The 23,366-nt window shown below is 67.2% G+C and carries 17 protein-coding genes; 9 read left to right on the top strand and 8 right to left on the bottom strand.

All coding sequences use genetic code 11. The features are described from left to right. Positions 1-32 precede the first annotated feature (32 nt). Together zipA and LL964_RS14700 are read left to right on the top strand one after the other, a co-directional pair. Positions 33-767, top strand: a complete 735-nt coding sequence (gene zipA / locus LL964_RS14705) for a cell division protein ZipA (protein WP_104587879.1) — start codon at positions 33-35, stop codon at positions 765-767. Positions 768-776: 9 nt separating this feature from the next. After that, on the top strand, positions 777-1,181 hold the full coding sequence (locus LL964_RS14700; protein ID WP_104587878.1) for a hypothetical protein: 405 nt from the start codon (positions 777-779) through the stop codon (positions 1,179-1,181). A 223-nt stretch (positions 1,182-1,404) separates the two neighbouring features. Here the strand turns inward: LL964_RS14700 and LL964_RS14695 are convergent, their stop codons facing one another. Next, positions 1,405-2,529 (bottom strand): pyridoxal phosphate-dependent aminotransferase, encoded by a 1,125-nt coding sequence (locus tag LL964_RS14695; RefSeq protein WP_104587973.1) that lies wholly within the window; start codon positions 2,527-2,529, stop codon positions 1,405-1,407. A gap of 196 nt (positions 2,530-2,725) precedes the next feature. Between LL964_RS14695 and ligA the strand changes: the two genes are divergently transcribed. The 5 genes from ligA (at position 2,726) to gyrA (ending at position 11,649) form a co-directional block, all read left to right on the top strand. Then, positions 2,726-5,227 (top strand): NAD-dependent DNA ligase LigA, encoded by a 2,502-nt coding sequence (gene ligA / locus LL964_RS14690; RefSeq protein WP_104587877.1) that lies wholly within the window; start codon positions 2,726-2,728, stop codon positions 5,225-5,227. Beyond that, complete coding sequence (epmA, locus tag LL964_RS14685; protein ID WP_104587876.1) at positions 5,224-6,186, top strand: EF-P lysine aminoacylase EpmA; 963 nt, start codon at positions 5,224-5,226, stop codon at positions 6,184-6,186. The genes ligA and epmA overlap by 4 nt, the downstream gene beginning before the upstream one ends. Before the next feature lie 291 nt (positions 6,187-6,477). Further along, positions 6,478-7,161 carry a DUF3011 domain-containing protein gene (locus tag LL964_RS14680; RefSeq protein WP_104587875.1) on the top strand — a complete coding sequence of 228 codons (684 nt, stop codon included), beginning with the start codon at positions 6,478-6,480 and terminating at the stop codon, positions 7,159-7,161. A gap of 511 nt (positions 7,162-7,672) precedes the next feature. Next, positions 7,673-8,737 carry an S-methyl-5-thioribose-1-phosphate isomerase gene (gene mtnA, locus LL964_RS14675; protein ID WP_104587872.1) on the top strand — a complete coding sequence of 355 codons (1,065 nt, stop codon included), beginning with the start codon at positions 7,673-7,675 and terminating at the stop codon, positions 8,735-8,737. 209 nt (positions 8,738-8,946) lie between these two features. After that, positions 8,947-11,649 carry a DNA gyrase subunit A gene (gene gyrA, locus LL964_RS14670; protein WP_104587871.1) on the top strand — a complete coding sequence of 901 codons (2,703 nt, stop codon included), beginning with the start codon at positions 8,947-8,949 and terminating at the stop codon, positions 11,647-11,649. A gap of 136 nt (positions 11,650-11,785) precedes the next feature. On the opposite strand, the gene LL964_RS14665 is transcribed toward gyrA, so the two are convergent. The 6 genes from LL964_RS14665 to hutI form a co-directional block, all read right to left on the bottom strand. Then, complete coding sequence (locus tag LL964_RS14665; protein WP_104587870.1) at positions 11,786-12,508, bottom strand: hypothetical protein; 723 nt, start codon at positions 12,506-12,508, stop codon at positions 11,786-11,788. A gap of 124 nt (positions 12,509-12,632) precedes the next feature. Further along, positions 12,633-13,745 (bottom strand): acyltransferase family protein, encoded by a 1,113-nt coding sequence (locus LL964_RS14660; RefSeq protein ID WP_104587869.1) that lies wholly within the window; start codon positions 13,743-13,745, stop codon positions 12,633-12,635. A 490-nt stretch (positions 13,746-14,235) separates the two neighbouring features. Then, positions 14,236-15,903 carry a urocanate hydratase gene (hutU, locus tag LL964_RS14655; protein ID WP_104587868.1) on the bottom strand — a complete coding sequence of 556 codons (1,668 nt, stop codon included), beginning with the start codon at positions 15,901-15,903 and terminating at the stop codon, positions 14,236-14,238. Positions 15,904-15,919: 16 nt separating this feature from the next. Next, on the bottom strand, positions 15,920-16,777 hold the full coding sequence (hutG, locus tag LL964_RS14650; protein ID WP_104587867.1) for an N-formylglutamate deformylase: 858 nt from the start codon (positions 16,775-16,777) through the stop codon (positions 15,920-15,922). Between the two features lie 181 nt (positions 16,778-16,958). After that, positions 16,959-18,500: a histidine ammonia-lyase gene (hutH, locus tag LL964_RS14645; RefSeq protein WP_104587866.1), complete on the bottom strand. Its 1,542-nt coding sequence runs from the start codon at positions 18,498-18,500 to the stop codon at positions 16,959-16,961. Between the two features lie 17 nt (positions 18,501-18,517). Then, positions 18,518-19,723 (bottom strand): imidazolonepropionase, encoded by a 1,206-nt coding sequence (gene hutI / locus LL964_RS14640; protein ID WP_104587865.1) that lies wholly within the window; start codon positions 19,721-19,723, stop codon positions 18,518-18,520. A 60-nt stretch (positions 19,724-19,783) separates the two neighbouring features. On the opposite strand from hutI, the gene LL964_RS14635 reads away from it, so the two are divergent. Beyond that, the gene (locus tag LL964_RS14635; protein ID WP_104587864.1) at positions 19,784-21,157 is read left to right on the top strand and encodes a formimidoylglutamate deiminase; all 1,374 of its coding nucleotides are present in this window, start codon (positions 19,784-19,786) and stop codon (positions 21,155-21,157) included. A 23-nt stretch (positions 21,158-21,180) separates the two neighbouring features. Then, on the top strand, positions 21,181-21,939 hold the full coding sequence (gene hutC, locus LL964_RS14630) for a histidine utilization transcriptional repressor HutC (protein WP_425478173.1): 759 nt from the start codon (positions 21,181-21,183) through the stop codon (positions 21,937-21,939). Positions 21,940-22,080: 141 nt separating this feature from the next. Here the strand turns inward: hutC and LL964_RS14625 are convergent, their stop codons facing one another. Beyond that, positions 22,081-23,061: a restriction endonuclease gene (locus tag LL964_RS14625; protein ID WP_104587863.1), complete on the bottom strand. Its 981-nt coding sequence runs from the start codon at positions 23,059-23,061 to the stop codon at positions 22,081-22,083. Positions 23,062-23,366 lie beyond the last annotated feature (305 nt).

The following is a 23,366-nucleotide window of genomic DNA, read 5'->3' as shown; positions in this document are numbered from 1 at the left end:
ACACCTGTCACTTTACTGCGGAGGCACGCTGAATGTCCGACATGGCCATGATCCGGATCGGAATCCTGATCGCCGGGCTGCTGCTGGTCGCGGCCATCTTCCTGTTCGGCCGCCCGAAGAAGTCGCCACAGGGGCGTCGGGTCGACAAGGACGAGGGACAGCCGCGCGAGCGGCGCGAGCCGGTGATGTCCGGCGATGCCGACCGCTCCGATGCAGCCCCCGAGCGTGCCCAAGGCGATGTCGAGCAGAGCGAACTCGATCTGGATGCGCAGGACGCGGCCGGCGGTAACGAGGTCGGCAAGCGCCCGAATCAGGATTTCGACAAGATCGTCTCGCTGTTCGTTGCGGCCAAGGCCGGGCAGATCCTGCGTGGCGAAGACGTGGTGGTGGCCGCCGAGAAGACCGGGCTGGTATTCGGCCATATGAATGTGTTTCACCGCCTGGTGGAAGGTCACCCCGAGCGCGGGCCGATCTTCAGCATGGCCAGCATTCTCAAGCCCGGCAGCTTCGACATGGCCAACATCCGCGAGATGCAGACGCCGGCGATCGCGTTCTTCCTCACCTTGCCGGCGCCGATGACGGCGCTCGACGCCTGGGAAAAGATGCTGCCGACCGTGCAGCGGATGGCCGAGTTGCTCGATGGCGTGGTCCTGGACGACAGCCGCAACGCCCTGGGCCGCCAGCGCGTCGCGCATATCCGCGACGAATTGCGCGCCTACGACCGCCAGCACCAGGCGCCGCCGCTGACCAAGTCGCCGCGCTGGTGAGTTGAGCCCATGTTGAGTCTGCAGGGCGTGCTGGCGGTGGCGTTGCTGCTGGTGCTATGGGCGATCCTGGCGATGCCGTTGTTGTGGATCTTTACCAGGATCGCCACGCGTCTGCGCAAGCGCCCGCGACATTCGCCCTGGGTGGTCGTGGGCTTTGCTGCCGCGATCACCTTGCTGGTCGCGCCGGTGCCCACGCCTTTCATCAGCGTATTCATGCCGCACGCCATCGCGCTGCTGGATCGCCGCTACTACCTGCACATCCTGCAGGGCCCGCCGATGCTGCACGAACTGCTGCTGTGGAATGCCGGCTCGATGGCACTGACTTTCGTCATCAGTTATCTGTGGATCCGGCTCACGCTGCGCGCTAAAGCCCCTCTCCCTGCGGGGCGAGAAGGCACGGCTCCCGCGCCGTAGGCGCGCGGGCCTTGGAGCGCCCGCGCCGCAAGCGCGGGCCGGGGTGCGGAGCAGGGGTGCGGGGCGTGGCAGCGGAGCAGTCGGTGATTCAATTCTGACGGCGCGTGGCGACGCGTTCGCCATGACAGACGCTGGCAGATTCCCGAGGCGCCCCCTCATCCTCCCCTTGCGGGGCACCTTCTCCCGAGGGGAGAAGGGATAAGTGCTTCGCTTCACTGAGCGATCAGCGCTTGGCCTTGGCGAACGCTTCACGGAAGCGCAGCATCTCCGCCTCGGTGCCCACGGTCACGCGCACGCGCTTGGGCCAGATCGGCCAGCTACGGCCGACGATGACGCCTTGCTTCTGCATCGAATCGGCGAACACCTTGGCATCACGCTTGACGTCCACCATGAAGCAATTGGCCTGCGATGGCAGGCAGGCGTAGCCCTTGCTCTTGAGCCAGGCGATGGTGTCCTCGCGTACGCGTGCGTTGTCGGCACGCCGTGCCGGTACCAACTGCGGGTCGCGCAGGCTGGCGATGCCGGCGGCCATCGCCGGCACCGGCAGCGGGTTGCCGCCGAGCGTGGCGAGCTTGGTCAGCAGGCCCGGCGGGGCGATGGCCGCGCCCAGGCGCAACCCGGCCATGCCGTACAGCTTGGAAAACGTGCGCAGCACGATCAGGTCCTGGCGCTGGCGTACCAGCTCCACCACCGAGGTTTCGTTGCTGTACTGGATGTAGGCCTCGTCGACCACCAGCACCGCGCTGGCCGGCTTGTTGGCCAGCAACCATTCGATGTCCGCACGTGGCGTGATCGAGCCGGTGGGATTGTTGGGATTGCAGACGTAGATCAGCCCGGCGTTCGGATCTGCCTTGGCCATTGCCTTGACGTCGTGGGCGCCGTCGGCGCGCAAGGGGACGCGGCGCACCGGCGCGCCGTGCGCGAGCGCGACATCGGCGAGCGCTTCGAAGGTCGGGTCTGCGATCACCAGCCCCGCGCGTGGCGAGGTGAACAGTGCGCCGCTGCGATTGAGCGGGTCGCTCGAACCGGGAAAGAACGCGATATGGTCGTTCGGCAACTGCAGCTCGCCGGCCATCAGATTGCGCAGGTCTTGTTCCATCTCGAACTGGTAGCGGCCGGCACGCGCCAGCGAACGCGTCGCCGCCTCCAGCGCGGCGGGCGATGGGCCGAGCGGATGTTCGTTGTAGTTGAGGTACACCGTGCCGGCTGCAGGCGCCACGCCGGGAGTGGTCGGTGCGGCGGTGCGCTTGCGGGCTGCCCCGGCAGGCGGGCTCAACCCAAGTGCGGAGACCGCCAGCCCGGAGCTGGCAAGACCAAGAAACGAACGGCGCGAAACGGGCAGCGACACGATGAACTCCAGGGCAGGGTGCGGCAAACAGGGCGCCACGCTAGCGGGTTTGTGCCGGTCTGCCTATCGGGAAATGCCGCGTTGGGGCGATCGGACGGCCGATGGGGCGCGCGGATGGGCGCGCGCGCAACCACCACGGCCACGGCTGGCCGCCGTCGGTAGACTATGCGGCCGCCCATGCCGTTGCCGCCCCCGTATGACCGCCAGCCTGGACCCCGCTCAGCGCATCGATGCCCTGCGTCGCCGCATCGAAGATGCGAACTACCGCTATCACGTGCTCGACGAGCCGCAGATGGCCGATGTGGACTACGACCGGCTGATGCGCGAGCTGGAGGCGCTGGAAGCGGAGCATCCGGCGTTGGCCAGCGCCGATTCGCCGACCCAGCGCGTGGGCTACCTGGCGGCCTCGCGCTTCGCGGAAGTGCGCCATGCCCTGCCGATGCTGTCGTTGGGCAATGCCTTCAGCGACGAGGAAGTGAGCGAGTTCGTGCGCCGTATCAGCGAACGGCTGGAGCTCACGCAGCCATTGTTCTGTGCCGAGCCCAAGCTCGATGGGCTGGCGATCAGCCTGCGCTACGAAGACGGCGAATTCGTGCAGGGCGCCACGCGTGGCGATGGCGCCACCGGCGAGGATGTCAGCGCCAACCTGCGTACGGTCAAGGCGATTCCGCTGCGCCTGCGCGGGCAGGGCTGGCCGAAGGTGCTGGAAGTCCGCGGCGAGGTCTACATGCCGCGCGCCGCTTTCGAGGCCTACAACGCGCAGATGCGTGCCCACGGCGGCAAGGTGCTGGCCAATCCGCGTAACGGCGCGGCCGGTTCGTTGCGGCAGCTGGATGCGCGCATCACTGCGCAACGTCCACTGAGCTTCTTCGCCTATGGCGTGGGCGAGGTGCGCGACGGGGCGTTGCCGCAGACCCATTCGGCTATCCTGGCGCAGTTGCGCACCTGGGGATTCCCGGTCAGCGCGCTGGTCGAGGTGGTGCAGGGCTGCGACGGTTTGCTGGCGTACTACCAGCGCATCGGCGCCGCGCGCGACGCGCTGGCCTTCGATATCGACGGGGTGGTCTACAAGCTCGACGATCTGGCCGGCCAGCGCGAGATGGGCTTCGTCTCTCGTGCGCCGCGCTGGGCGATCGCGCACAAGTTCCCCGCGCAGGAGCAGTCCACCACGGTGGAGGCGATCGAGATCCAGATCGGCCGTACCGGTGCGGCGACGCCGGTGGCGCGGCTGAAACCGGTGCATGTGGCCGGGGTGATCGTCACCAATGCGACCTTGCACAACGCCGATCAGATCGCGCGGCTGGACGTGCGCGTGGGTGACACGGTGATCGTGCGGCGCGCCGGCGATGTGATTCCCGAAGTGGCCGGCGTGGTTGCCGATCAGCGCCCGTCAGGCACGCAGGAATGGCGCATGCCTACCCGGTGCCCGGTGTGCGGTTCGGAGATCGTGCGCGAAGAAGGCCAGGCGGTGTGGCGCTGCTCCGGCGAGCTGACCTGCCCGGCGCAGCGCAAGGAGGCGTTCCGGCATTTCGTTTCGCGCCGCGCGATGGATGTGGACGGCCTGGGCGAGAAGTTCATCGAGGTCCTGGTGGACAGCGGCCTGGTGCAGGGCGTGGCCGATCTGTATCTGCTCGATCTGGACCGTTTGCTGCAGTTGCGCCTGATCAGCAGCGCCGACAGCCCGCATGCCTTCCTGCGCGAGGCGCGCGAGCATCTGGCCAGTGGCGGGTACGCGCAGCTTGAGACCACCCTGGCCGGTATCGGCGTGGATCTTGCCGGCGAACGCGAGGCGCCGCAGACCTGGCAGGCCGATCTGCTGCGCGCCGGGCTGCCGGCCTTCGACTGGAATCGCCGCAAGATCGCCACCAAGTGGGCCGAGAACCTGATCGAGGCGATCGAGACATCGCGCGACACCACGCTGGAGCGGTTCCTGTTCGCGCTAGGGATCGAGCACGTAGGCGAGAGCACTGCAAAAGCCTTGTCGGCCTGGTTCGGCGATCTGGAACTGATCCGCCATCTGCCGTGGCCGCTGTTCAAGCGCGTGCCCGATATCGGTGGCGAGGTGGCGCGTTCGCTCGGGCATTTCTTCGATCAGCCCGGTAATCAGAAAGCCATCGACGATCTGCTGCAGCGTGGCGTGCGCATCGGCGATGCGCATCCGCCGTCGCCCAAGCTGCGCGAGGCGCTGAGCCTGGCCAGCGTGCTGGAAGACATGGATATTCCCAAGGTCACGCCGGTGCGCGCGCAGCAACTCGCAGCCGCGGTGCCATCGTTGGATGCCTTGCGCACGGCAGGTGCCGATGCCTTGCAGCAGGCGGGCGTGCCTGCGCCGGTGGTGGCCGCGCTGCTGCAGTGGCTGGATCGTGCGGAAAATGCTGCCCTGGCGAGTGCCGCGCAGCAGGCGATGGATACCGTGCTGGCACGGCTGCCGGACGCCGCAGCGGTGCAGGCCGGCCCACTGGACGGCCAGACCGTGGTGATCACCGGCACCTTGGCCGCTTTGACGCGCGATGCCGCCAAGCAACGCCTCGAAGCCTTGGGCGCCAAGGTCGCCGGCAGCGTGTCGAAGAAGACCGCCTTCCTGGTGGCCGGCGAGGAAGCCGGCTCCAAGCTGGAGAAAGCGCAATCGCTGGGCGTGGAGATCTGGGACGAGGCGCGCCTGCTGGCGTTCCTGGGCGAACACGGGCAACAGCCGTGAATCCGGCGCGGATCGATCTGGCGGCCTTGCGGCTGCGTGCACGACTCAATGCCACGATCCGCGACTTCTTCGCCGAGCGCGGCGTGCTGGAAGTGGAAACGCCGGTGCTGTCGCAGGCCGGCAACACCGAGCCGAACATCGAAAGCTTCAGTACCCGCTTCAGCGGGCATGTGGATGCCGGCGCGCCGGTGCGCTGGTTGCGCACCTCGCCGGAGTATCCGCTCAAGCGCCTGCTCGCTGCCGGCGTCGGCGATTGTTACGAGCTGGGGCGCGTGTTCCGCAATGGCGAAGCCGGCGGGCGGCACAATCCCGAGTTCAGCATGCTGGAGTGGTACCGGGTGGGCTGGGACGATCGCCTGCTGGCGCAGGAAACCGTTGCGTTGGTGCAGCGTGCGCTGGCGCTGGTCGACCGCACGGCGACGGTGCAGGTGCTGAGCTACCGCGAGCTGTTCGCCCAACGGCTGGGGATCGATCCGTTGCTGGACCCGATCGAGGCGCTGCGCGCGCCCTTGCAGGCCATTGCCATCGATCCGCAGGGGCTCACCCGCGACGATTGGCTGGACCTGCTGATGACCCACTGTCTGCAGCCCGGCTTTGCTGCCGATACGGTGACCGTGGTGCACGACTGGCCGGCCAGCCAATGCGCGCTGGCGCGGATCCGCCACGACGATCCGCCGGTGGCCGAGCGCTTCGAGCTGTATCTGGGCAACGTCGAGGTGGCCAATGGCTACCACGAATTGAACGACGCACAGGAGCAACGTGCGCGTTTCCAGCGCGACAACGCCGTGCGTGCCGCGCGCGGCCTGCCGCAGTTGCCGCTGGACGAACACCTGCTGGCGGTGTTGTCGCAACTGCCCGACTGCGCCGGAGTGGCGATGGGCGTGGACCGCCTGTTGATGGCGCTGCGCGCGACCACGCAGATCGCCGCGGTGCTGGCGTTCGACTTCGCCAGCGCCTGAGCCCCGGTCCGGTCCGAACCGCTGGGCAATGCCGGCGATGGCGTGATGCGTGGCACGGCCACGCTGGCGCGAAGCGATGGTGCGGCGATTGTGCGGGCGCTGCGCCGCCAGCGCGGGCAAGCTCGCGAAAGGGCGATCCGCGGCGTGCGCCAAGTGGATCACGCAGCGCATGCCGGCGTGCTGCCACGCCGCTGTCATGCGCGTCGTATTGCTATCTTCACATCGATGATGCTCTCATCTTCACGTCCACGGGGGCGCGACGTAGATCGTTTCGGGGTGAGGATTGTCGGCATGAAGTGGCTGATCGGCTTTTGCGGTGTGTGGTGCCTGCCGCTGCTGATATTCGCCGACGCACGCGCTGCCGAGCGCGGCTCGGACGTGGTGCGCTGCGAGTCCAGGGACATGGCGCGCGTGCATTGCGCGATGGAAACGGTGCACGGCGTGCAACTGGTCCGGCAGCTGTCCGAGACCAGTTGCATCCGCGGCAGCGAATGGGGTGTGGAGCGTGACGGAGTGTGGGTGGAGCAGGGCTGCCGTGCCGAATTCGCCACGGCCGCGCCTGCCGCCACGGTGATGCGTCGGGTGGTGCGCTGCGATTCCAACGGCGGCAAGGTGGTTTGCCCGGTGGTGCTGCGTGGTGCGCCGGTACGGTTGTTGCGCCAGCGTTCGATCTGGCCCTGCAAGGAAAACCGTACCTGGGGCACGCGCCGCAACGAGATCTGGGTATCGCGCGGCTGCGACGGAGAGTTCGAAGTGGGCGCCGAAGACGGCTCCGGCTTCGTGGCGATGCCGCGGCTGGTCACCTGCGAATCCAAGAAGAGCGCGCGCCGCACCTGCGGCGTATCGGTGGAGCGCAGCGTGCGCCTGGGCCGTCAGATGTCCAGAAACCCGTGCGTTGAAGGCCAGAGCTGGGGCTGGAGCCGCGATGGGGTGTGGGTGAACGACGGCTGCCGCGCCGAGTTCATCGTCGACTGAGCGGTTGGCAGGGCTGCTGCGCTACCAGGCGTCGGTCTATTGCTGGACGGAGGATTTGGGTCTTCGCCGCGAGGCGGTTGCTCTGCGGTTTGGCTGCAGGGCCCTTGCCCGCCCACCATCGCAGGACACGCCGTGAATCCGTCCCTGCAGGCTCTGGCGCGGCATCCATGCCGCTCAAGGTCCCGCGACGGTGAGCGAGCAAGGACCAGTCGAGACGGGCGGCGTGCGTGGTTTTCAACAAGCAATCGACAAGCCGCGACGCGCTCGCCGCTCTTCAACAAAACCATCAGCCAACCGTCTGGTGCGGTGTCCTCGCCGATTGCGGGACCCTTGGCGGCATGGATGCCGCCAGGGAGCCTGCAAGGACGTACTTGCGGCGTGTCCCGCGGGCGGTGAGGGCACCGCATCCTCGACGAACCAGGCGTTTGCGCTTGATGCATCGCCGCACGCACTGCGAGCTGCCCATTGACGGCCCACTGACTGCATCGCCCCTGCGCCCTACAATAGACGCATGAACGACAGCGCCCATATCGATTACGCCCGCTACGACCACATCCGCCCGCTGCTGTGGACCGGCGATGCCCTGGAATTGCTCGATCAACGCAAGCTGCCCTTCGTGGTGGAGCACGTGCGTTGCGAAAGCAGCGATGCGGTGGCCGAGGCCATCCATGCGCTGGCGGTGCGTGGTGCGCCGGCCATCGGCATCGCCGCCGGGTGGGGCGTGGTGCTGGCTGCGCGCGAGGTGCAGGCCGATGATGGCAGCGCCGCCTTGCAGAAGCTCGAACCGGCGCTGCTGCGGCTCAACGCTGCACGCCCCACGGCCGTGAACCTCGCCTGGGCCCTGATGCGTATGCGCCGGGTGCTGGGTGCGGCGGGCGGGGACTGGCGCGAGGTGATCGCGCGCGAGGCGCAGGCGATCGCCGACGAGGACCTGGCCGCCAACCGCCACATGGGCGCGTTGGGTGCCGGCCTGATCGCCCCGGGCAGCGGCGTGCTGACCCATTGCAACACCGGCTCGCTGGCCACCGCCGGCTTCGGTACCGCGCTGGGCGTGATCCGCGCCGGCATGGCGCAGCAGCGCATCGCCAAGGTCTTCGCCGGCGAAACCCGCCCATGGTTGCAGGGCGCGCGTCTGACCGTGTGGGAGCTGCAGCAGGATGGTATCGACGCCACCCTGATCGCCGACTCGGCCGCCTCGCACCTGATGAAGTCGGGGCTGGTGCAATGGGTGATCGTCGGCGCCGACCGCATCTGCGCCAATGGCGATACCGCCAACAAGATCGGCACCTACCAGCTGGCCATCGCCGCCCGTCATCACGGGGTCAAGTTCATGGTGGTTGCGCCCTCGTCCACGGTGGACATGGCCACGGCCGACGGCGACCAGATCGACATCGAGCAGCGCGATCCGGGCGAACTGTTCGGCGTGGGCGGGGTACGCACGGTCGCCGACGGCATCCACGCCTGGAATCCGGTGTTCGACGTCACCCCGGGGGACCTCATCGATGCCATCGTCACCGAACGCGGTGTGATCGAGCGTCCGGACCGGGAACGGATGCAGGCCGCTTTCGGCGGCTGAGCCCTACCCGGCGGCGGTGCGCCGCAATGGCCGTCAATTTCGCGCAAGTGCTTGTTTCTGGCCGCTAAAGCTGCGGTATCGGGCTGCCCCTTCGTGGTACAATCCGGGGCTCGAATCGATCGGCGGGAGCGTGGGGTCGGCAGCCTGATGCAGGGGCGCCCCCCGACGCGGCTTTCCGGCTCGCCCGCCACCTCACTTACGGAACCCGAATGGCAGAAACCGCCAAGGAAATCATCCAGGTCAATCTGGAAGACGAGATGCGCAAGAGCTATCTCGATTACGCGATGAGCGTGATCGTGGGGCGCGCACTTCCCGATGCCCGTGACGGCCTCAAACCCGTGCACCGACGCGTGTTGTACGCGATGCACGAGCTGGGCGCGCACAGCAACAAGGCCTACTTCAAGTCGGCGCGTATCGTCGGCGACGTCATCGGTAAGTACCACCCGCACGGCGACCAGTCGGTCTATGACACGCTGGTGCGCATGGCGCAGCCGTTCTCGCTGCGCTACATGATGGTGGACGGCCAGGGTAACTTTGGTTCGGTCGACGGCGACTCCGCCGCGGCGATGCGTTACACCGAGTCGCGCATGTCGCGGCTGGCGCACGAGCTGATGGCCGACATCGACAAGGAAACCGTCGATTTCCAGCCCAACTACGACGAGAAGGAACAGGAACCGACGGTCATGCCGACCCGGTTCCCGAGCCTGCTGGTCAATGGCTCGGCCGGTATCGCGGTAGGTATGGCGACCAATATCCCGCCGCACAACCTGACCGAGGCGATCAATGCCTGCATCGCGTTGATCGACACGCCCGAGCTGGACGTCGAAGGCCTGATGGAATACATCCCCGGCCCGGATTTCCCCACTGCCGGCATCATCAACGGTACCGCCGGCATCGCGGCCGGCTATCGCACCGGCCGTGGCCGCGTGCGCATCCGCGCCAAGGCCGACGTGGAAGTGGCCGACAACGGCCGCGAGGCGATCGTCGTCACCGAGATCCCGTACCAGGTCAACAAGGCCCGGCTGATCGAGAAGATCGCCGAGCTGGTCAAGGAAAAGAAGCTCGAGGGCATCAGCGAGCTGCGCGATGAGTCCGACAAGGACGGCATGCGCATCTACATCGAGATCAAGCGCGGCGAATCGGCCGAGGTTGTGCTCAACAACCTCTATCAGCAGACCCAGATGGAGTCGGTGTTCGGCATCAACATGGTGGCGCTGATCGACGGCCGCCCGCAGTTGATGAACCTCAAGCAGATGCTGGAGGCGTTCATCCGCCATCGCCGCGAGGTGGTCACCCGCCGCACCATTTTCGAATTGCGCAAGGCGCGTGCACGTGCGCACGTGCTGGAAGGCCTGACCGTCGCACTGGCCAACATCGATGAAATGATCGAGTTGATCAAGACCTCGGCCAACCCGCAGGAGGCGCGCGAGCGCATGCTGGCCAAGACCTGGCAACCGGGTCTGGTCGGCGCGCTGCTGGGTGCCGCCGGTGCCGAGGCATCCAAGCCGGAGGACCTGCCGCCGGGGGTGGGCCTGATCAACGGGTTCTACCAGCTCAGCGAAGTGCAGGCTGGGCAGATCCTGGAAATGCGTCTGCATCGCCTGACCGGACTGGAACAGGAAAAGCTGACCGACGAGTACAAGCAGCTGCTCGGCGTCATCGAGGGCCTGATCCGCATCCTGGAAAATCCGGACGTGCTGTTGCAGGTGATCCGCGACGAGCTGATCAATATTCGTGAAGAATATGGCGACGAACGCCGTACCGAGATCCGTCACAGCGAAGAAGATCTGGATATCCTGGATCTGATCGCGCCAGAAGACGTGGTGGTGACGCTCTCGCATGCCGGATATGCCAAGCGTCAGCCGGTGAGCGCGTATCGCGCCCAGCGCCGTGGTGGCCGCGGTCGTTCTGCTGCAGCGACCAAGGAAGAGGATTTCATCGACCAGCTGTGGCTGGTCAACACGCACGACACGCTGCTCACCTTCACCAGCAGCGGCAAGGTGTTCTGGCTGCCGGTGCACCAGTTGCCGGAAGCCGGTTCCACTGCGCGTGGCCGCCCGATCATCAACTGGATTCCGCTGGAAGCCGGCGAGCGCGTGCAGGCGGTGTTGCCGGTACGCGAGTATGCCGATAACCGCTATGTGTTCTTCGCCACCCGCAACGGCACGGTCAAGAAGACGCCGTTGAGCGAATTCGCGTTCCGTCTGGCGCGCGGCAAGATCGCGATCAATCTGGACGAGGGCGATGCGCTGGTCGGCGTGGCCCTGACCGATGGCGACCGCGATGTGCTGCTGTTCGCTTCCAACGGCAAGACCGTGCGCTTCGGCGAATCCACCGTGCGTTCGATGGGCCGTACCGCCACCGGCGTGCGCGGTATCCGGCTGACCAAGGGCGAGGAAGTGGTCAGCCTGATCGTGGCCGAGCGTGCCGGCGGTGTCGACGACGAGGCCGATGACGAGACTGGCGAGGACGTTGTGGAGACCGCCGATGCTGCCGAGGCGGGGGTGATCGAGGCCGCCGACGACGGCAATGTGGCTTACATCCTCACCGCCACCGAAAACGGCTACGGCAAGCGCACTCCATTGGCCGAGTATCCGCGCAAGGGCCGCGGTACCCAGGGCGTGATCGGTATCCAGACCACCGAGCGCAACGGCAAGCTGGTACGCGCGGTGCTGCTGGGCGCCACGGACGAGGTGCTGCTGATCTCCGATGGCGGCACCCTGGTGCGCACGCGTGGTTCGGAAATCTCGCGTGTGGGCCGCAATACCCAGGGCGTCACGCTGATCCGGTTGTCCAAGGGCGAGAAGCTGCAGGCGGTGGAACGGCTGGATGCCTCGCTGGACGAGGCCGACGACGCGGTCGAAGAGGTCGCCGCCACCGATGCCGCGTTGCCGCCGCCAAACGAGGCATGAGCACGCCGCAGCAGCGCGTCAGTTGAACGAGAACGCCGGCGCAAGCCGGCGTTTTTTTCGCTATCGACGATGGCCCGGCAGTGCGCCGCCGCGCCAGCCCTGGGCGCGAACGCTTTTACGACTTCCGACTCCCGAATCACCGCACCGCTACCGCATCCTCCTGCACCGCATCGCGCACATCCTGCGCCAGGGTGGCCTTGACGATGATCGAACGGATGGCGTCGGTGGCTTCGGCCAGCGGCACGTCGCTGCTCAGACGCTGAAACGTGTCGCGGCTGTTGTAGCCGGAGCCGTCCTTCAGATAGTGGTCGTACATCGACAGCAGATCCTGGCAGGCGGTGATCAGGGCGGCGGCATTGCCACGCCCCAGCGCATGCCCGATCTGATCGAAGCTGTGCAGGCAGTCCGCCAGCCAGTGCAGATCGTAGCGGGCGGTGCTTGGCTCCGGTGCGGTGTGGCCACGGCTGTACGCGCTGTAGCGCCGCAGGCTGCGTGCCACGCGTGCCACGTGCGCGAACAGCGTGCCGATCTCGTTGGCGACATCCAGCCGCTGAACCATCACCATCGGGATCACCTGGCCAGCGTCGTCCTGCTGCTGTCCGGCGGCATTCTGCTCCTGTTGCTCCAGCGATTGCTTGAGCACGGTATAGCTGCGCTGCAAGGATTCCAGTTCCAGTGCACTGGCGGCCGCGCGGGCCTTCAACTGCGACAGCGCCGCCTGATAGCGGCCCAGACTTTCCTGGGTACTGGCCAGCTGGCCGGATTCCGTACGCAGTTGGCGGCCACGCACGAACGCCATCGCGGTGGCGATCAGTGCCCAGAGTGCGAATGCAGGCACCAGGTAGATCAGGATGCCCATGGAGATCCCTCGAAACGTTGCATACATTGTCGGCACGACAACAACGTTCTTGAGGGCTTTCGACAGGGATCACGACCTGGCAAGCGACGCACTGCGTTCGCCAGGTCATCGGCGCAGTCTCGGGTCAGGGCAATGGAGGGGCGGGTGGCGTAGGCTGCACCGCCGCAGCTGCAGGGTTGGCCGTCGGCACCGGCACGGCGGCCGGCACGCCACGCGGACGCAGCAACAGCCATGTCCCCAGCCGGCGCAGCAGGGTATTTCCCGGCATTTCGATCAGCCGGTACATGCTCCAGGCAGCGGCGATGGTGATCGCGATGATCGGCAGGGCCAGGGTCGGTCTTGGCGGCAGGCCGTCCATGACCGCCAGGGCGGCATAGATGATCGGAATGTTCAGCAGATACATCGAGAAACTGCATTCGCCGCTGAGCATCATCAGGCGGTTGCCGAGCAGGCGCTTGCTCAGCGCGGTGTCGAAGGAAAACAGGAACACGAAGATGCCGGCGAAGCCGGCCGTCTCCAGGGTGAGATACAGCGCGCGCTTGGAACCGAGGTCGATATCGACAACGCCTGCAATCACCATCAGCACCAGCCCGATGACCCCGGCCTGCAGCAAGGCCAGGGTGGTCATGTTGACGCTGGCGCCGACTCGGGTGCGCACCAGGCCGAACACCACGCCGGCCAGGAAGTAATGGATCTTGGAACCGACGAAGGTGCCGGGCAGCTGCGCCCTGTAGGCGATGAGCATCAGGATGGTGCCGAGCACCGCCACCATCAGGGTGACGTTGCTGTTGGTGCGGAATGCACGCAATGCGAACCAGATGCCCACGAAGATCACGTAGAACTGGACTTCTGGCGGAATGCTCCACAGCGCAGACACGTTGCCGGAGAACAACAGATGACGCAGCAAGTTATGGTTGTCGACGGCGTAGACGAACTGCGGATCGATCAGGTTATAGATCAGATAGGACGCCAGCACGACGGTCAGATAGGCCGGTGCGATGCGGGAGAATCTGGAAATGGCATAGCGCGCCACCGAGGGATAGTTGGGTTCCTTTTCCCCGTAGAGAAAGGCCATCAGAAACCCGCTCAGGGTGAAGAACACCATGACGCCCATCTCGCCAGGAAACAGATGGGTATCGGTGAAGAATCTTTCTTCGGCCAGATGCGCGTAGACGACAAGCAGTGCAGCAAGACCGCGAATACCGGTCAACGAATCGATGCGCTGTTCCTGTTGCATGAGTGGGGGCTCTCACTGTGATCCACACGAGGAACCCTGCGCCAGCGAAGGTGCAGGGTCGTTTGCGTGGGTTGCCAAATCAGGATGGGCGGACGCTTCCCCCCGGTCGCCGGGCCCGCCAGAAGCTTACTTGATCGGCATCATCGGCGTCATCGTCCAGCGCGGGTGCGACGACACGCGGGATCAGGATCGGCCCGCGCCAGCCACGGGCCCAGATCGGCAACCCAGAGATAGGTGGCGAGCTGATGCGCATGGCGCAGTCGATGCATGCCGTGGCGGCGGGTGGCAGGGCCTGGCCAGGCATCGCGACATGCTGCTTCCGATGCGAGGGTGTTGATCGCCATCGCTGTACGGCGGTCTGCCCGACACAGCCGCCGGCCGGGTGCATGTCTTTGCTGTGGACAGCGCGGCCGGTCGCGGCAGCGTCCACCGCCGGTGCCCGGTCGTCCGTGCGGCGTTGCCGGCCAGGCTGCGGTGTCAGGCTGCGGTGTCAGGCAAGGATGGCCGGCAAATCCAGCCCTTTCTCCTTAGCGCAATCGGTTGCAATGGCATAGCCGGCATCGGCATGCCGCATCACACCGGTGGCGGGGTCGTTCCAGAGTACGCGTTCCAGGCGCCTGTCTGCGGCCTCGCTGCCATCGCAGACGATCACCATGCCGGCGTGCTGCGAGAAACCCATGCCGACGCCGCCGCCATGATGCAGCGACACCCAGGTGGCGCCGCTGGCGGTGTTGAGCAGTGCATTGAGCAAGGGCCAGTCGGACACCGCGTCGGAGCCGTCGGCCATGGCTTCGGTCTCGCGGTTGGGCGAGGCCACGCTGCCGCTGTCCAGGTGATCGCGGCCGATCACCACCGGCGCCTTCAGCTCGCCGCTGCGCACCATGGCGTTGAAGGCCAGGCCCAGGCGGTGGCGATCGCCCAGGCCGACCCAGCAGATGCGTGCGGGCAGGCCCTGGTAGGCGATCCTGTCGGCGGCCATCTCCAGCCAGCGATGCAGGTGCGCATCGTCCGGAATGAGTTCCTTGACCTTGGCATCGGTTCTGGCGATGTCCTCGGGATCGCCGGACAGCGCCACCCAGCGGAACGGGCCGATGCCGCGACAGAACAGCGGGCGGATGTAGGCGGGTACGAAGCCGGGAAAATCGAAGGCATTGTCGACGCCGGCCTCCAGCGCCATCTGGCGCAGGTTGTTGCCGTAATCCACGGTCGGCACGCCCTGCGCATGGAAGGCCAGCATGGCGCGGATGTGATTGGCCATCGAGCCGCGTGCGGCGGCTTCCACCTGCTTCGGCGCGCTCACGCGTTTGTCGTCCCATTCTTCCACGCTCCAGCCCTGCGGCAGATAGCCGTTGACCGGATCGTGCGCGGACGTCTGGTCGGTGAGCAGGTCCGGCCTGATGCCGCGTGCGAGCAGTTCCTCGAGTACGTCGGCCACATTGCCGAGCAGGCCGACGGACCGTGGCTTACCGGTGGTGCAGGCCTCGTCGATCAGCTGCAGCGCCTCGTCCAGCGAATCGGTCCAGGTGTCCAGATAGCCGGTGCGCAGGCGCATGTCGATGCTGGAACGTCGGCATTCCACCGCCAGGCAGGAGGCGCCGGCCATCACCGCCGCCAGCGGCTGCGCACCGCCCATGCCGCCCAGCCCACCGGTGAGCAGCCAGCGTCCGGACAGGTCGCCGCCGTAATGCTGCCGGCCCATTTCCACGAAGGTTTCATAGGTGCCCTGCACGATGCCTTGCGCACCGATGTAGATCCAGCTGCCGGCGGTCATCTGGCCGTACATCGCCAGGCCCTTCTGATCCAGTGCATTGAAGTGGTCCCAACTGGCCCAGCGCGGCACCAGGTTGGAATTGGCGATCAGTACGCGCGGTGCATCGGCATGGGTGCGGAACACGCCGACCGGTTTGCCCGATTGCACCAGCAGGGTCTGGTCGTCTTCCAGCCGAGTCAGCGCAGCCACGATGGCATCGAAGGATTCCCAATCGCGCGCGGCGCGGCCGATGCCGCCATAGACCACCAGTTCCTGCGGGCGCTCGGCCACATCCGGGTCCAGGTTGTTCATCAACATGCGCAATGGCGCTTCGGTCAGCCAGCTCCTGGCGGTGAGCGCGGTGCCGGTGGCGGCGCGGATGACGCGGGTTGCATCGTGACGGGTCATGCCGGGGTCCTTGCAATCAACGGGTGGCCGCGTGCGGCGCGGTGCCGGGCGGAGAGACATTGGCGAAGTGCAGGCAGGCCAGCAGCACCTGCTGCAAGGTTGCGCGCAGCGCGGCGGCATGCGCCGGCTGCCATGGCGTGGGCCAGTTGTCGGGGGTGACGCTGCCCGGCTCGCGCATATAGCCGCGGCAGGCCAGCTCCATCTGCAAGGTGTGCACGCCATGCTCGGGGCGTGCGTAATGGCGGGTGATCCAGCCGCCCTTGAAACGCCCGTTGCGCACCGTGCTGTAGCCGCTGCCGCGGCAGAGCCGCTCGACCGCGTCGACCAACGCCGGGTCGCAGCTGCGATCGTCGTTGCTGCCGATATTGAACTGCGGCAGCTGGCCGTCGAACAGATGCGGGATGACCGAACGGATCGAGTGCGCGTCGTATACCACGACCCTGGCGTGGTGCTGGCGCAGGCGCGCAATCTCGTCGGTGAGCGCGGCGTGATACGGGTCGAACCAGCGTGTGCGGCGCTGCTCGATCTGCGTCTGGTCCGGTGCCAGGCCATCGGCATACAGCGGCTGATTGTCGAAGGTGGTCAGCGGACACAGGCCGGTGGTGTTCTGTCCCGGATACAGCGATACCCCGCTGGGGTCGCGGTTGACGTCGATGATCGAGCGCGAGATCGCAGTGCGCACCGTGGTCGCGCCCAGCGCCTGGGCGAAGTCGTATAGCTGATGCACCCACCAATCCGCATCGCGGCGTGCCAGCCACGGCGACACGAAACGCTCGGCGACCTCGTCGGGGAGCAGGGTGCCGGTATGCGGGAAACTGAGGATCAGCGGCGCGTCGCCGCGGTGCAGTTCGAGCCAGTCGGGTAAGGCATTCATCGCTGTGTTTCCGGTGGCGGCGCAGCGAGCGCGCGGCACGCGTCGTGCGGCGGAGCGGTGCGATCACCTCGCACGCGCGATACCGCTTCGTCGCAGGTGTATACGCAGGGAAGTACCGCGGCAGACGCGATCTGCAGCTGCGGGAATGCAGACATCGCCTCGCCTCGGATGAGCTGGCGATTCATGCGTCCTGCTCCACACCCGGCAATGCGATCGCCACCACCTGCGCCAACGCACCCGAACGCACCAATGCGCAGGCCGCCAGCATGTCGGGATGGAAGTAGCGGTCGTCCTGCAGTGTCGGCACCTGGGCGCGCAGCAGCGCGCGTGCGGCTTCCAGCGCGGTACTGGAGCGCAGCGGTGCATGGAAATCGCAGCCCTGTACGGCCGCCAGCAGCTCGATGCCGATCACGTGCGCGGCATTTTCGGCCATCGCCAGCAGGCGACGCGCGCCGTGCGCGGCCATCGACACATGATCTTCCTGATTGGCCGAGGTCGGAATCGAATCCACGCTGGCCGGATAGGCGCGCTGCTTGTTTTCCGATACCAGCGCCGCCGCCGTGACCTGCGGAATCATGAAGCCCGAGTTCAGGCCGGGGCGCGGGGTGAGGAAGGCGGGCAGGCCGGACAAGGCCGGATCCACCAGCATGGCGGTACGGCGCTCGCTGATCGAGCCGATTTCGCACACCGCCATTGCCAGCATATCGGCTGCGAAGGCCACCGGCTCGGCATGGAAGTTGCCACCGGACAGTGCCTCGCCGGTGTCGCTGAAGACCAGCGGATTGTCAGACACGCCATTGGCCTCGATCTCCAGGGTGCGCGCGGCCTGTCGCATCACATCCAGCGCAGCGCCCATCACCTGCGGCTGGCAACGCAGGCAGTACGGATCCTGCACGCGCACATCGCCGAGCCGATGCGATTCGCGGATGGCCGAATCGGCCATCAAGGCGCGCAACGCCGCTGCAATGGCGATCTGTCCCGGCTGCCGGCGCAAGGCGTGGATGCGCGCGTCGAAGGGCGTGTCCGAGCCCTTGGCTGCCTCCACCGACAATGCGCCGGCGACCAGTGCCGCCTGCAAGACGGTTTCGATCTCGAACAGGCCGGCCAGCGCGCAGGCAGTGGAGAATTGCGTCCCGTTGAGCAGCGCCAGCCCTTCCTTGGCACCGAGTACACGCGGTTGCAGCCCGGCCTGCGCCAGGGCGTCTGCCGCCGGCAGCCGCTGTCCATCCACGAACGCCTCGCCGACGCCGATCATCAGCGTTGCCAGATGCGATAACGGCGCCAGGTCGCCGGAGGCGCCGACCGAGCCCTGGCAGGGCACCACCGGCGTGATGCCACCGCGCAGCAGTGCTTCCAGCAGGGCCAAGGTTTCCGGCTGCACGCCGGAAGCGCCCTGCGCCAGGCTGGTGAGCTTGAGCGCCATCATCAGCCGCACCACCGGCACCGGCGTGGGGTCGCCGACCCCGGCGGCATGCGACAGCACGATATTGCGCTGCAGGGTCTGCAGGTCTTCGCGCTCGATGCGCACGCTGGCCAGCTTGCCGAAGCCGGTATTGACGCCGTAGACGGGTTCGCCGCGCGCAACGATCGCCTCGACCGTCTGCGCACTGCGCAGCACCGCGGCCGCGCATGCCGGGTCCAGGGCCGCATCGGCACCGCGATACAACGCACGCCACTGCGCCAGCGTGACCGCACCGGATTGCAGAACAACGGAAGCACTCATGACGACTCCAGAACGCATCAGGTCGGACGCCCGCGCCAGACGCGGGCATGAAGAGGGTTGAAGCCCATGCGGTAGACCAGGTCGGCCGGCGCATCGATGTTCCAGATCGCCAGATCGCAGTCCATGCCGGCGCGCAGCCGGCCCAGCCGCGTGCTGCGGCCCAGCGCACGCGCCGCTTCGCGGGTGAAGCCGGCGATGCATTCGTCCACCGTCATGCGGAACAACGTGGCTGCCATGTTCATCGCCAGCAACGGGCTGGTCAGTGGCGAGGTGCCCGGGTTGCAGTCGGTGGCCAGCGCCAGCGGCACGCCGGCCGTGCGCAGCGCCGCGATAGGTGGCAGCTGGGTATCGCGGGTGAAATAGAACGCACCCGGCAACAGCACCGCGACCGTGCCGGCGCTGGCCATCGCCGCGACACCGGCCTGGTCCAGGTATTCGATGTGGTCGGCCGACAACGCGCCGTAATGCGCGGCCAGTTCGGCGCCATGCTGGTTGCTCAATTGCTCGGCATGGATCTTGACCTGCAGTCCGTGCGCCTTTGCGGTCATGAAGACCTGTTCGGCCTGCGCCGGAGAGAACGCCAGATGCTCGCAGAACACATCCACCGCTTCGGCCAGCCCCTGCGCGGCGATCGCCGGGATCATCTGCATGCAGACCGATGCGATGTAGGCCTGTGCATCGCTCTCCGGCGGCACCGCATGCGCGCCGAGAAAGGTGGGCACCACCTCGACCTGGCGCAGGGTGGCGAGTTGCCGCGCCACGCGCAGCTGCTTGGTTTCGTCTTCCAGGGTGAGGCCGTAGCCGGACTTGATCTCCAGCGTGGTCACGCCTTCGGCGAGCATCGCATCCAGGCGCGGCAGGCTGGATGCGAGCAGCGCCGCATCGTCGGCCGCGCGGGTGGCGCGCACCGTGGCCACGATGCCGCCGCCGGCCGCGGCGATCTGCGCATAGCTGGCGCCACGCAGGCGTTGCTCGAATTCGTTGGCACGATTGCCGGCGTACACCAGGTGGGTGTGGCAATCGATCAGGCCCGGGCTGATCCAACGGCGCCCGCAGTCGTACGTGGTGTGGGGTTGCAGGGCCGGTGCCCGTGCGGCCGGGCCTGCATACACGATGCGGCCTTGCGCGCATGCGACCACGCCGTCGGGCACCGCGCCCAGGCCGCCGTCGGCGTTATCCAGGGTCATCAACTGCGCGTTGTGCCAGAGAACGTCGCACTGCATGGCGTAGGTGTGTGCTGTCTGATATGTATATACAATAGAGTCGTCCATCGGAGGTGTCCAGTGGCAGATCAGCAAGCGCACGCGCAGGTGTTATGGGCTGCCCGGGCCCTGTTGCCCGACGGCTGGGCCGACCAGGTCAGGCTCACGTTGGCGCACGGGCGCGTGGTGTCGGTACAGCCGCAGACGCCACCGGCCGCCACCGATACCCGGTGTCAGGTACTGCTGCCGGGGCTGGGCAACCTGCACAGCCACGCGTTCCAGCGCGGTATGGCCGGCCTGACCGAGGTGGGAGGGCGCAGCGGCGACAGCTTCTGGAGCTGGCGCGAGCTGATGTACCGCTTCGTCGACCGGCTGGATCCGGACAGCCTGCAGGCGATCGCCGAACAGGCCTACGTGGAGATGCTCGAAAGCGGCTTCACCCGGGTCGGCGAATTCCATTATCTGCACCACGCCGGCGATGGCGCTGCGTACGCGCATGCCGGCGAGATGTCCGCACGCATCGCCGCCGCGGCCGCCAACACCGGCATCGGCCTGACCTTGCTGCCGGTGTTCTATGCGCATTCGGACTTCGGCGGCGCGGCGCCGAGTGTGGCGCAGCGGCGGTTGATTCATGACCTCGACGGCTTCGCCCGCTTGCTGGACGATTGCACGCAATGTCTCAAGCGCCTGCCGGACGCGGTGCTGGGGCTCGCCCCGCACAGCCTGCGCGCGGTCACGCCGTCGCAACTGGCTGCGCTGCTGCCGCTCACCGATGGGCCTATCCACATCCATATCGCCGAGCAGCAGCGCGAGGTCGATGCCTGTCTGGCCTGGTCGGGCCAGCGCCCGGTGCAGTGGCTGCTGGAGCATGCGGCGGTGGATGTGCGTTGGTGCCTGGTGCATGCCACCCATGTCCTGGCGAGCGAGGTGCAGGCGATGGCTGCCTGCGGTGCCGTGGTCGGGCTGTGCCCGATCACCGAGGCCAATCTGGGCGACGGAATCTTTCCGCTGCAGGCGTTCGCGGCGGCCGGCGGCCGCTTCGGGGTGGGTTCGGACTCGAACGTGTTGATCGCCGCGGCCGAGGAACTGCGCCTGCTCGAATACGGCCAGCGGCTGACACTGCAGGCGCGCAACGTGCTGGCGCCCGCCGGCATGTCCAGTGGCCGCTGGCTGTTCGAGCAGGCCGGTGCGGGTGCTGCGCAGGCCTTGGGCATGCCGCACGGCATCCGCCCCGGTGCGAGCGCCGATCTGCTGGAGCTGGACGCTACGCATCCGGCCCTGCTGGCGCGTAGCGGCGACGCGCTGCTGGACAGCTGGCTGTTCGCCGCCCGCGACACCGCGGTGCGTACCGTCTGGCGCGGCGGCCGCTGCGTGGTGCGCGACGGCCGGCATGTGGACCGCGCCCGTATCGCAGCGCGTTTTTCCACGGCGTTGCGCGGGTTACTGGCCAACTGAGCGAATGCGCGCACAATGCAGGTCTGGATTGGAGATCTCCCGCATTGGCCGCTTCCCTCACCGCCGCGCCCGGCACCTTGCATCAACGCATCCGGCAGGATCTGGAGCAGCGGATCCATAGCGGCGACTGGCCGCCCGGCCACCGCATTCCGCCCGAACACGAGCTGATGGCGCGCTACGGATGTTCGCGCATGACCGTCAACAAGGTGCTCGGGCTGCTGGCCGATGCCGGCATGATCGAACGTCGCCGCCGCACCGGCTCGTTCGTGGCGCGACCGCACCCGCATCTGGAGCAGGTGGCGCTGTCCATTCCCGACATCCAGGTGGAAATGACCACGCGCGGGCATGTCTACACGTTCTCGTTGCTGGCGCGGCGCTTGCGCAATGCACGCCAGCGCGTGCCGCAGGAGCGCGCGATGGGCAGCACCGGAAAGCTGCTGGCGTTGGACAGCGTGCATCTGGCCGACGGCAGCCCGTTCGCCCTGGAACAGCGCGTGATCGATATCACCACCGTGCCCGACGCACTCCAACAGTCGTTCACCGATCTCGCACCCGGCAGCTGGCTGTTGCGCAACGTGCCCTGGACGCGCGCCGAACACCGCATCAGTGCCGTCAACGCCGATGCCGCACAGGCCGAACGCTTGCAGGTGGAAGAGGGCGCGGCCTGCCTGCTCATCGATCGCCATACCTGGCGCGGCGACCAACCCGTCACCTATGTGCGGCAATGGTTCCTGGGCGGTTCCTACGATCTGGTGGCGCGGTTCGCGCCGGGAATGCGCTGAAGCGGAGCGCTTCTGCGGAACTGCGTATCGCTGCATCGTGCGGGCCGCAGCCGGATTCGTCTGCCGTCCGCTCTGCCATCATCGTGAGGGGACAGCGCGGCAACGACGGCCGGCGCGAGGCAGACGGTCACGCCTGCCGGATCACATCGTGGCGCATTGCCGCCAGCGCACCGGTTCGGCGGTGCCCGGTCGCGGATTGAGTTGCACGCGTACGGTGCGCAGGTAGGGATGGCGTTTGAGTTCGTTGCAGATCAACGGCCAGGCCGCACCGTCGTCCACCGTACGATCCACCGCCAGCGTCGCCTGGCTGATCCAGATGCCGCGCACCAGTCCCGGGGTCTGCGCCAACGCCTTGGACACATCGCGCCGGTAGCCCTGCAGGGTTGCCTCGTCCGGTTCGCTGTCGGCCTCGGGCTGTACGACCGCTGGCACCGACTGCGCTGCCTGCCTGCCCGTTGCGGGTGGTGTCGGGCGCGCGAGCGGCGGCGCCGCGACCGGGTTGGACGCGCGCCCCTCGGGAGCCGGCAGCTCCGGAGGACGGATCGCCAGCACGGTCACCACCGCCAGCGTCGCGAGCGCGGCGCCGGCGATGAGGCTATGACGCAGCGCGCGGCGCCTGGCCATGCCCACCACGCCGGCTTCCACATCGCCCGGCAGGTACGGCTTGAGCAGGGGCCACAGGCGCATGCCATCCAGCACTTCGACGGACTGTTTTTCCGCAGCGGCCAGGCCTGCGCGTTCCACCCGGCCCTCGGTCACCATCACGCCACCGCCGGCCCCGGCCAGGCGCGCCATTGCACCCAGCTCGTTCACCGCCGCCACGCCGATGCGGTAGCCGCGGCCGTGCTTGCAGGCCACCAGGCGCGTGCCATGGTCGGTTTGCATCATGAAGTCGGCCGTGGGCAGGCCATCGCGCGGGACCTGGAGCGGCTGCCAGCCGCGCTGCTCCTGCAGCACGCGCAGGACCACGGCGGCGAAGTCGCGCCAGTGCATGGCCGCCAGTGCGCGGACTCCCTGCAGGTTCTCGTCGGCGCGACGTCGCACCAGCCAGAGATACGCGCTCACCGCCAGCCAGAGCAGCAGTGCGATCAGGAGCGCCGAAATCCAGGAGGGCGTAAACATCTAGCGAAGGAATGGCGCGTAGAACGAGTCGATGCGTCTAGAAGAATCGTTCGCGCGGCGTTCGTCAATGGATGCACGGCAGCGATCGTGCGAGCCGTGATCCAGACAGCGAAAGACCCGCCAGTCCGAAGCCGTGAGGGGAGGGGAGCAAACGGACTTCGATGGTGCAGGACTGGCGGGTCGTTCCCGATTGTGCGAAATAAGATGTTGCTTTGCAACATGGCGGCCGCCGTAGCCGGCTGGCCGATCGGCTGCGGGTTCAGTTCGCCACGCTTGCCGCGAGCCACCGGTCCTCCAGCATTCCG

It is taken from the genome of Xanthomonas melonis (assembly GCF_020783655.1).
GTDB lineage: Bacteria > Pseudomonadota > Gammaproteobacteria > Xanthomonadales > Xanthomonadaceae > Xanthomonas > Xanthomonas melonis.
This window is presented reverse-complemented; position numbering and strand designations above follow the sequence as displayed.

Bases quoted from the DNA above. Each gene is read 5' to 3' on its own strand.
- mtnA (WP_104587872.1), top strand. From the start codon at position 7,673: ATGAACGACAGCGCCCATATCGATTACGCCCGCTACGACCACATCCGC.
- hutG (WP_104587867.1), bottom strand. From the start codon at position 16,777: ATGAATGCCTTACCCGACTGGCTCGAACTGCACCGCGGCGACGCGCCG.
- LL964_RS14700 (WP_104587878.1), top strand. From the start codon at position 777: ATGTTGAGTCTGCAGGGCGTGCTGGCGGTGGCGTTGCTGCTGGTGCTA.
- LL964_RS14665 (WP_104587870.1), bottom strand. From the start codon at position 12,508: ATGGGCATCCTGATCTACCTGGTGCCTGCATTCGCACTCTGGGCACTG.
- hutU (WP_104587868.1), bottom strand. From the start codon at position 15,903: ATGACCCGTCACGATGCAACCCGCGTCATCCGCGCCGCCACCGGCACC.
- zipA (WP_104587879.1), top strand. From the start codon at position 33: ATGTCCGACATGGCCATGATCCGGATCGGAATCCTGATCGCCGGGCTG.
- ligA (WP_104587877.1), top strand. From the start codon at position 2,726: ATGACCGCCAGCCTGGACCCCGCTCAGCGCATCGATGCCCTGCGTCGC.
- LL964_RS14660 (WP_104587869.1), bottom strand. From the start codon at position 13,745: ATGCAACAGGAACAGCGCATCGATTCGTTGACCGGTATTCGCGGTCTT.
- hutH (WP_104587866.1), bottom strand. From the start codon at position 18,500: ATGAGTGCTTCCGTTGTTCTGCAATCCGGTGCGGTCACGCTGGCGCAG.
- LL964_RS14625 (WP_104587863.1), bottom strand. From the start codon at position 23,061: ATGTTTACGCCCTCCTGGATTTCGGCGCTCCTGATCGCACTGCTGCTC.
- hutI (WP_104587865.1), bottom strand. From the start codon at position 19,723: ATGCAGTGCGACGTTCTCTGGCACAACGCGCAGTTGATGACCCTGGAT.
- gyrA (WP_104587871.1), top strand. From the start codon at position 8,947: ATGGCAGAAACCGCCAAGGAAATCATCCAGGTCAATCTGGAAGACGAG.
- LL964_RS14680 (WP_104587875.1), top strand. From the start codon at position 6,478: ATGAAGTGGCTGATCGGCTTTTGCGGTGTGTGGTGCCTGCCGCTGCTG.